The following is an 8,108-nucleotide window of genomic DNA, read 5'->3' on the forward strand; positions in this document are numbered from 1 at the left end:
TGCCTAGTGCTGCTGTGCAAGACACTCGCGCAATGCTTCGTGCCACTGCGGTTGAGCTATTTTCCATTGCTGGTGCAGGCGACTGCAGTCGAGGCGCGAGTTCAGCGGACGCTGGGCTGGCGTTGGGTAGGCGCTGGAAGGAATCGGTTCCAACTGGGCGCAGGGTTTACCTTCGGCCAGCAGTTGCTCGCCAATGGCCTGGGCAAAACCGAACCAGGACGTCTCACCCCGGGCTGTCAAGTGATAGACACCCCACTCTCCGGCCTGCCCCGCCTGCCAGCGCTCGATCAGTGCGCGGGTGCTGTGGGCGATGGTGCCGGCCCAGGTGGGTGCGCCAATCTGGTCGGCAACGATGCGCATCTGCGGTTTTTCCTGCAGCAAGCGCTGCATGGTCAGCAGGAAATTTTTGCCGTGGGACGAGTAGACCCAACTGGTGCGCAGAATCAGGTACTCGCCGCCCACCGCCGCGATGGCCTGTTCGCCGGCCAGTTTGCTCTGGCCGTAGACACCCAGCGGGTTGGTCACGTCGTCTTCGGTGTAGGGTGCCGTTTTACTGCCGTCGAACACGTAGTCCGTGGAGTAATGAATCAGCGGAATGCCCAGGGCCTTGGCTTCCTCGGCGAGGATGCCCGGCGCGATGGCGTTGATTGCGAACGCTGCATCCGGTTCGCTTTCGGCCTGATCGACGGCGGTGTGCGCCGCGGCGTTGATGATCACGTCCGGGCGCTGGGCGCGCACTTGTTGGCGGATCTGTTCGACGTCTGCCAGGTCTAGCTGGTCGCGCCCCAGGACGATTAACTCGCCCAGGTCCGTCAGTCGCTGCTGCAACTCACGGGAGACTTGGCCGTGCTGGCCGGTGATCAGGATTTTCATGGGAACAGGTCGGCTTCCGTCAGGGTTTTACCAATCCGGTCTTTCGCGGACAGTTGTGGCGGCTCGCTCAGTTCCCAGTCAATGGCCAGCGTCGGATCATTCCAGAGAATGCAACGCTCGGCGCTTGGCTGGTAGTAGTCGGTGGTCTTGTAAAGGAACTCGGCATGATCGCTCAACACCACAAAACCGTGGGCGAAACCTTCCGGCACCCATAGTTGTCGATTGTTCGCGGCAGACAGCCGTACGCTCGCCCAATGGCCAAAGGTGGGTGAGCTACGACGGATGTCTACCGCCACGTCCAAGACTTCTCCAGCGGTCACACGCACCAGTTTTCCTTGTGTATGTTCCAACTGGTAGTGCAGACCGCGCAATACGCCCTTTTGCGAGCGCGAATGGTTGTCCTGAACAAATTGCTGTTGCAGGCCGGTCGCCTGTTCGAAATCCCGGGCATTGAAACTCTCGTAGAAAAAACCGCGCTCATCACCGAATACTTTCGGTTCGATGATCAGCACGCCTGGGAGCGAGGTTTCAACTACATTCATTGGCGCTCACCCGCCAGGGAGTAGAGGTATTGGCCGTAGCCGGTCTTGCCGAAATACTTGGCGCGCTCCAGCAGATGATCACGGTCGATCCAGCCGTTCTCGTAGGCGATCTCTTCAAGGCAGGCCACTTTCAAGCCCTGGCGGTGCTCGATGGTCTGCACGTAGGTCGAAGCTTCCAGCAGGCTGTCGTGGGTGCCTGTATCGAGCCAGGCGAAGCCACGGCCGAAGCGCTCCACCTGCAGGTCGCCACGCTGGAGGTAGGCGTTGTTGACGTCGGTGATCTCAAGCTCGCCTCGGGGCGAAGGCTTGACCGCCTTGGCGATCTGGATCACATCGTTGTCGTAGAAATACAGGCCGGTCACGGCGTAGGACGATTTAGGCTTGGCCGGTTTTTCTTCGATGGACAACGCGCGGCCTTCCTTGTCGAAGTCAATCACGCCAAAACGTTCCGGGTCCTTGACCCAATAACCGAAGACAGTGGCTCCGGAAGGACGCTCTGCGGCGTTGCGCAACTGGTCGCCAAAGTGTTGGCCGTGGAAGATGTTGTCGCCCAGGATCAGGCATACCGGATCGTTGCCGATGAACGCTTCGCCGATCAGGAAAGCTTGCGCCAAACCATCCGGCGATGGCTGCTCCGCATAGCTGAAGCGCACGCCGAACTGGCTGCCATCGCCCAGCAGGTTGCGGTACTGCGGCAAGTCCACCGGCGTGGAAATCACCAGGATGTCCTTGATCCCGGCCAACATCAGCACCGAGATCGGGTAGTAGATCATTGGCTTGTCGTACACCGGCAACAATTGCTTGGAAACACCCAGTGTAATCGGGTGCAAACGCGTGCCGGAGCCGCCGGCCAATACGATTCCCTTCATCATGCGATCAGATCCTTCATGTCAGTGTTGCCGAGTCGTTCGCCTTGATAACTGCCGTCCTGGACCCTGCGGCACCATTCCAGATTATCGAGGTACCACTGCACGGTTTTGCGCAGGCCGGTTTCAAATGTTTCTTCAGGAACCCAACCCAGCTCGCGTTCGATCTTGCTGGCGTCGATAGCGTAGCGCTGATCGTGGCCGGGGCGGTCCTTGACGAACGTGATCAGGTCGCAGAACTGCGCGACGCCCGCCGGGCGCTGGGGCGCCAGTTCTTCCAGCAGGCCGCAGATGCTGCGGACCACATCGATGTTCTTCTGCTCGTTGTGACCGCCGATGTTGTAGGTCTCGCCCACCACGCCTTCGGTGACCACTTTGAGCAGCGCACGGGCGTGGTCCTCAACGAACAGCCAATCGCGCACTTGCAAGCCATCGCCATATACCGGCAACGGTTTTCCAGCCAGCGCGTTGAGAATCACCAGCGGGATCAGCTTCTCGGGGAAGTGGAACGGCCCATAGTTGTTCGAGCAGTTGGTCAACAGCACCGGCAGGCCATAAGTGCGCTGCCAGGCGCGGACCAGATGGTCGGACGCAGCCTTGCTGGCGGAGTATGGCGAGCTGGGCGCGTAAGGCGTGGTTTCGGTAAACAGGTCATCGACGCCATGCAGGTCGCCATACACCTCGTCGGTGGAAATGTGATGGAAGCGGAAAGCGCTCCTGGCCGGCTCTTCCAACTGCTGCCAATAGGCACGCGCGGCCTCCAGCAGGCTGTAGGTGCCGACAATGTTGGTCTGGATGAAATCCGACGGGCCGTCGATGGAGCGATCGACATGGGACTCCGCCGCCAGGTGCATGATGGCCTGGGGCTGGAAACGTGCCAGGACCGCGCTGACGGCAGGCTGGTCGATGATATCGGCCTGGACGAACTCATAGCGGCTATCGGTCGCGATGCTGCCTAGCGACTCGAGATTGCCGGCGTAGGTGAGTTTGTCGAGGTTGAGCACTTCATGGTGAGTGTCTTGAATCAAATGGCGGATCAGTGCGGAGCCGATGAAGCCAGCGCCGCCAGTGACGAGAATGCGCATGTCGAGAGGCCTTTTCCTTAGACGGACATTAAGCGAATGGGGCATAGCTTGTGTTGTGCAGCGCCGCGGTGCAAGGGGGCGCTGCCCGGAGGTTGCGTCATTCCCGTTGTCAGTGGCCGATTATAGATACCTGACAACACCAGTGAAATTTACGATTAGCGGAATTTTATCGATTTTTATCGGGTTATTTTGGGTGTTATTCGACGAAAGGAACTGATCACGCTTTAATAGTCGATTTTTATCCGCTATAAAGTCGTCCACAGCCCCGACGCGATACACTGGCGTCCAGTATTCCCCTTTTTGTCATCGATCACTGCCAATCTGATCACTGACCACCCCCCAGGAGATGATTCATGAGCCGTATCGTTACCGTCGCCGCTACCCAGATGGCCTGTTCCTGGGACCTTGAAGCCAACATCGAGACCGCTGAAAAGCTGGTCCGTGAGGCCGCCGCCAAAGGTGCGCAGATCATCCTGATCCAGGAACTGTTCGAGAGCCCGTACTTCTGCCAGAAGCCGAACCCGGAGTACCTGCAACTGGCGACCCGCGTTGAAGACAACGTAGCCATCAAGCACTTCCAGAAAGTCGCCAAGGAACTGCAAGTGGTGCTGCCGATCAGCTTCTTCGAGCTGGCGGGCCGCGCGCGTTTCAACAGCATCGCGATCATTGACGCCGACGGTTCCAACCTCGGGATCTATCGTAAAAGCCACATCCCGGACGGTCCTGGCTACCACGAAAAGTATTACTTCAACCCCGGCGACACCGGCTTCAAGGTGTGGAACACCCGCTACGCCAAAATCGGCGTGGGCATCTGCTGGGACCAGTGGTTCCCGGAGTGCGCCCGTAGCATGGCGTTGCAAGGCGCGGAAATCCTGTTCTACCCGACCGCCATCGGCAGTGAGCCACATGACAAGAGCATTTCGTCCCGTGACCATTGGCAGCGTGTGCAACAAGGCCACGCCGGCGCCAACCTGATGCCGCTGATCGCCAGCAACCGTATCGGTAACGAAGAGCAGGACGGCTACGACATCGATTTCTACGGCTCGTCGTTCATCGCCAACCAGTTCGGCGAGAAGGTCGAAGAACTCAACGAAACCGACGAAGGCATCCTGGTTCACAGCTTCGACCTCGACGAGCTGGAGCACATCCGCAGCGCGTGGGGCTCGTTCCGTGACCGTCGTCCGAACCTGTACGGCGCGCTGAAGACACTCGACGGTTCGCTGGAGTCCTGATCGCCATGACCACCTTGCACAGCACACCACGCGCAGACGGCTTCTATATGCCCGCCGAGTGGGCGACCCAAACCCAGGCCTGGATGATCTGGCCCGAGCGTGCGGACAACTGGCGCCTGGGCGGCAAGCCCGCACAGGCTGCCCATGTGGCCGTCGCCAAGGCCATCGCGCGCTTTGAACCGGTGACGGTGGCGGTCTCGGCCGCTCAGTACGAGAACGCCCGGGCCCGCCTGGACGTGCCGAATATTCGTGTGGTGGAGATGTCCAGCGACGATGCGTGGGTGCGTGATACCGGACCGACGTTCGTGATCAATGACCATGGCGAAGTGCGTGGGGTGAACTGGGATTTCAACGCGTGGGGCGGTTTTGACGGGGGCCTGTATTCGCCCTGGAACCGTGATTCCCAAGTGGGCGGCAAGATTCTGGAGATCGAGCGCAGCCCGCGTTATCGCACCGAAGGTTTTGTGCTGGAGGGCGGCTCGATCCACGTCGACGGCGAAGGCACCTTGATCACCACCGAGGAATGCCTGCTCAACCCGAATCGCAACCCGCACCTTGACCGTGGGCAGATCGAAGCGGTGCTCAGCGCGAATCTGGCTGTGGATAAGATCATCTGGCTGCCGGACGGGCTGTTCAACGACGAAACCGACGGTCATGTGGATAACTTCTGCTGCTACGTGCGCCCCGGCGAAGTGCTGTTGGCCTGGACCGACGATCCGCAAGACCCGAACCATGCCCGCTGCCACGCGGCAATGAAGGTACTGCAAGGCAGCACTGATGCGAAGGGACGCTCGTTCATCGTGCATAAAATGCCGATCCCTGGGCCGCTGTACGCCACCGAGGAAGAATGCGCCGGTGTCGATCCGGTGGACGGTACTCAGGAGCGTAATCCAACGGTGCGGCTGGCCGGTTCCTACGTCAACTTCCTGATCGTCAATGGCGGCATCATCGCGCCGAGCTTTGACGACCCGCTGGACAGCCGCGCGCGGGAAATTCTCCAAGGCCTGTTTCCGCAACACGAAGTGGTGATGGTGCCGGGCCGTGAACTGTTACTGGGCGGCGGTAATATTCACTGCCTGACCCAACAACAGCCCGCGCCGCAGAAAAACTGAGTGCAGTTGTAACAGCCGACTGCTGAGTAAAGTGGCCGGCCGTCGGGAAATGATTCCGGCAAATGCGACAAGCCCATGGCCCGTCAGGGGCGTGGGCTTTTTCATGCCCGCAGGTCCCATGAATCGGCACATTGGCATAGCTTTTGTATCAGCGTTGCGACAGTGGTCCGGGATTATGACTGCGCAGTTCTGTCACAAACCTTGAGTAAGTTAGCCGCTCCAGCAGTAGGAGAGCGCCGAAATGAATGCTGATATCAACCTTGTCTACAAGCGCACGTCCCATCCTCTGATGGTGAACCGGGACGCCATTCATGCGTTGGCGCGCTGGTTGAAGACAAACGGTTCGCGCCAGATCAGAAAACCTGATCCGCAACGGCTGATGAGAGAGCGCTATCCGGCCGGCTTGCTCAGCGAGGCTGAAGTGCAGGTGCTGTGTGAGTTGATCAAGAACCCACCCGCTGCGAGATGATCGCTCCCATCTGGAATGAGAGCCATCCCGGTCGTTAGACGTGATAAGTCCCCGGTGTTGGATGCCGCGAGAGCGTTGCAGGCCGCTGAGCAGCGTCCATAGCGCTTTTGATGTGGTGAACCTGACGCGCATCCGTATTTCTGGATGGTGGCCAATTGGCAGCTCTTAGATTTTTTTCGCCTAAACCCAGACGATTCACGAAATTGACACATGGCGAAAGGCGCGGCTAGGATTCGCCCCAACGCCTGTGGCTAACCGCCATGACTCTCCAATAATAAAAAAAGGCTCGCGGCCATTCAGTCGTCCGCGGGCCTTTTTTCATTGGAGGAAAAGTCGACATCAACAATGCAAACGGAGCCAGGTGCCACAGCGCGTACTCAACCAGTAATAAGGAATAAGAAAATGTTGAACAAACGGATGGGTCTGCTCGCTCTGGGGATTTTGAGCGCTACGCAGGCAATGGCTAACGACCAGGAGCAGTCCAAGGGGTTTGTAGAGGACAGCCACTTGAACATCGCGGTGCGTAATGCGTACATCAGCCGCGACTACAAGAACGGTCAGCAGGACAAAGCCGAATGGGGCCAGGGTTTCATCGGCACGTTCGAATCCGGTTTCACCCAAGGTACCGTGGGTGTGGGTGTGGACGTGATTGGCCAGTACGCCATCCGTCTGGACGGTGGTAAAGGTCGCAGCGGCGCTGGCGGCATCAATTTCTTCAAGCAAGGCGACAGCGGCGAAGCGGCGAGCGACCTGGCCAAGGGGGGCGCTGCCGTCAAGGCCCGCATCTCCAACACCGTGCTGAAGTACGGTGAGCAGATGCCAGCCGTGCCGGTCCTGCAATACGACAACTCGCGTCTGTTGTCGGAAACCTACACCGGTACTTCGATCATTTCCAAAGAGATCGAAGGCCTTGAGCTGCAAGGCGGTCGCTTCACCAAGGAAGCCCAAAAAGGCGCCGAAGGCACCGACAGCGGCAAACTGAAAAACATCTCCTACCTGGGTGGTAGCTACAAGTTCACCGAAAGCCTGTCGGCGGCCCTGTACGCTTCCGACATGGAAGATGTGTTGAAGAAACAATACATCAACGTCAACTACGTGCTGGCCCTGCCAGAGCAGCAATCGTTGACCTTTGACTTCAACGGCTACAAGACCAAGCTGGACAAGAGCTTCGCCCTGCAAACCCAAGGTGACGCCAACGCCCGCGACAACAAGATCTGGAGCCTGGGCGCGACGTGGGCATTCGGTCCGCACAGCCTGACCCTGGCGCACCAGCGCAGTAGCGGTGACACCGGCTACCTGTACGGCGGCTATCGCAGCGAAGGTGGCGTCGGTGACGGTGGTAACACCATCCTGCTGGCCAACTCGTTCTGGTCTGACTTCAACGGCAAGGACGAGCGTTCCTGGCAGGCAGGCTACGGCCTGGACTTCAGCGCCTTCGGTGTACCGGGCCTGACCTACAACATCGCTTACGTGCGCGGCACCCACATCGACGACGGCAGCGGTCGCGGCGATGGCACCGAGCGTGAGATCTTCAACCAGTTCAAATACGTCGTACAGTCGGGTCCAGCCAAGGACCTGAGCCTGCGTGCGCGTGCGTCCTGGTTGCGTGTATCCAACAACGCCAGCAACTACAACGTGGGTGGTAATGAACTGCGTCTGTTCGCCGACTATCCGATCAACGTGTTCTAAGATCGAGCATTGCGCCTGATTCAGGGCCTAAAAAACCCGACTGGATCGTAATGCCGTTCAGTTAAGAAAGTCGCGTACCAAACACCACCCTGTGGCGAGGGGGCTTGTCCCCCGTTGGGCTGCGCAGCAGCCCCAAAAAGGCCTCCTCGTTCGTCCAGTCAAACCGGGGGTGGCAGGTTTGAGGGCTGCTGCGCAGCCCAACGGGGGTGTAGAACCGTAGACATCCTTTACATCTGAAAC

The 8,108-nt window shown here is 59.1% G+C and carries 8 protein-coding genes; 4 read left to right on the forward strand and 4 right to left on the reverse strand.

Annotation, left to right across the window (positions count from 1 at the left end; all coding sequences use genetic code 11):
* Window positions 1-3: 3 nt before the first annotated feature.
* The 4 genes from rfbD to rfbB are packed head-to-tail and all read right to left on the reverse strand — an operon-like array spanning window position 4 to window position 3,366.
* On the reverse strand, window positions 4-873 hold the full coding sequence (gene rfbD / locus AC6CIA_RS25795) for a dTDP-4-dehydrorhamnose reductase (RefSeq protein WP_498315919.1): 870 nt from the start codon (window positions 871-873) through the stop codon (window positions 4-6).
* Complete coding sequence (gene rfbC, locus AC6CIA_RS25800) at window positions 870-1,415, reverse strand: dTDP-4-dehydrorhamnose 3,5-epimerase (RefSeq protein ID WP_498315921.1); 546 nt, start codon at window positions 1,413-1,415, stop codon at window positions 870-872. The genes rfbD and rfbC overlap by 4 nt, the downstream gene beginning before the upstream one ends.
* Window positions 1,412-2,287, reverse strand: a complete 876-nt coding sequence (gene rfbA / locus AC6CIA_RS25805) for a glucose-1-phosphate thymidylyltransferase RfbA (RefSeq protein ID WP_498315923.1) — start codon at window positions 2,285-2,287, stop codon at window positions 1,412-1,414. Before rfbA ends, rfbC begins: the two co-directional genes overlap by 4 nt.
* Complete coding sequence (rfbB, locus tag AC6CIA_RS25810; RefSeq protein WP_084380988.1) at window positions 2,284-3,366, reverse strand: dTDP-glucose 4,6-dehydratase; 1,083 nt, start codon at window positions 3,364-3,366, stop codon at window positions 2,284-2,286. Before rfbB ends, rfbA begins: the two co-directional genes overlap by 4 nt.
* Window positions 3,367-3,719: 353 nt before the next feature.
* Here rfbB and aguB point away from each other — a divergent pair, with 353 nt between their 5' ends.
* The 4 genes from aguB to AC6CIA_RS25830 all read left to right on the forward strand — a co-directional run bounded on the left by aguB (window position 3,720) and on the right by AC6CIA_RS25830 (window position 7,868).
* On the forward strand, window positions 3,720-4,598 hold the full coding sequence (aguB, locus tag AC6CIA_RS25815; RefSeq protein WP_084380987.1) for an N-carbamoylputrescine amidase: 879 nt from the start codon (window positions 3,720-3,722) through the stop codon (window positions 4,596-4,598).
* Between the two features lie 5 nt (window positions 4,599-4,603).
* Complete coding sequence (gene aguA / locus AC6CIA_RS25820) at window positions 4,604-5,710, forward strand: agmatine deiminase (RefSeq protein WP_498315925.1); 1,107 nt, start codon at window positions 4,604-4,606, stop codon at window positions 5,708-5,710.
* Window positions 5,711-5,951: 241 nt separating this feature from the next.
* The gene (locus tag AC6CIA_RS25825) at window positions 5,952-6,179 is read left to right on the forward strand and encodes a hypothetical protein (RefSeq protein ID WP_339529337.1); all 228 of its coding nucleotides are present in this window, start codon (window positions 5,952-5,954) and stop codon (window positions 6,177-6,179) included.
* 402 nt (window positions 6,180-6,581) lie between these two features.
* Window positions 6,582-7,868: an OprD family porin gene (locus tag AC6CIA_RS25830; protein WP_339529339.1), complete on the forward strand. Its 1,287-nt coding sequence runs from the start codon at window positions 6,582-6,584 to the stop codon at window positions 7,866-7,868.
* Window positions 7,869-8,108: the final 240 nt, after the last annotated feature.

The organism is Pseudomonas sp. GQ91 (assembly GCF_059758795.1).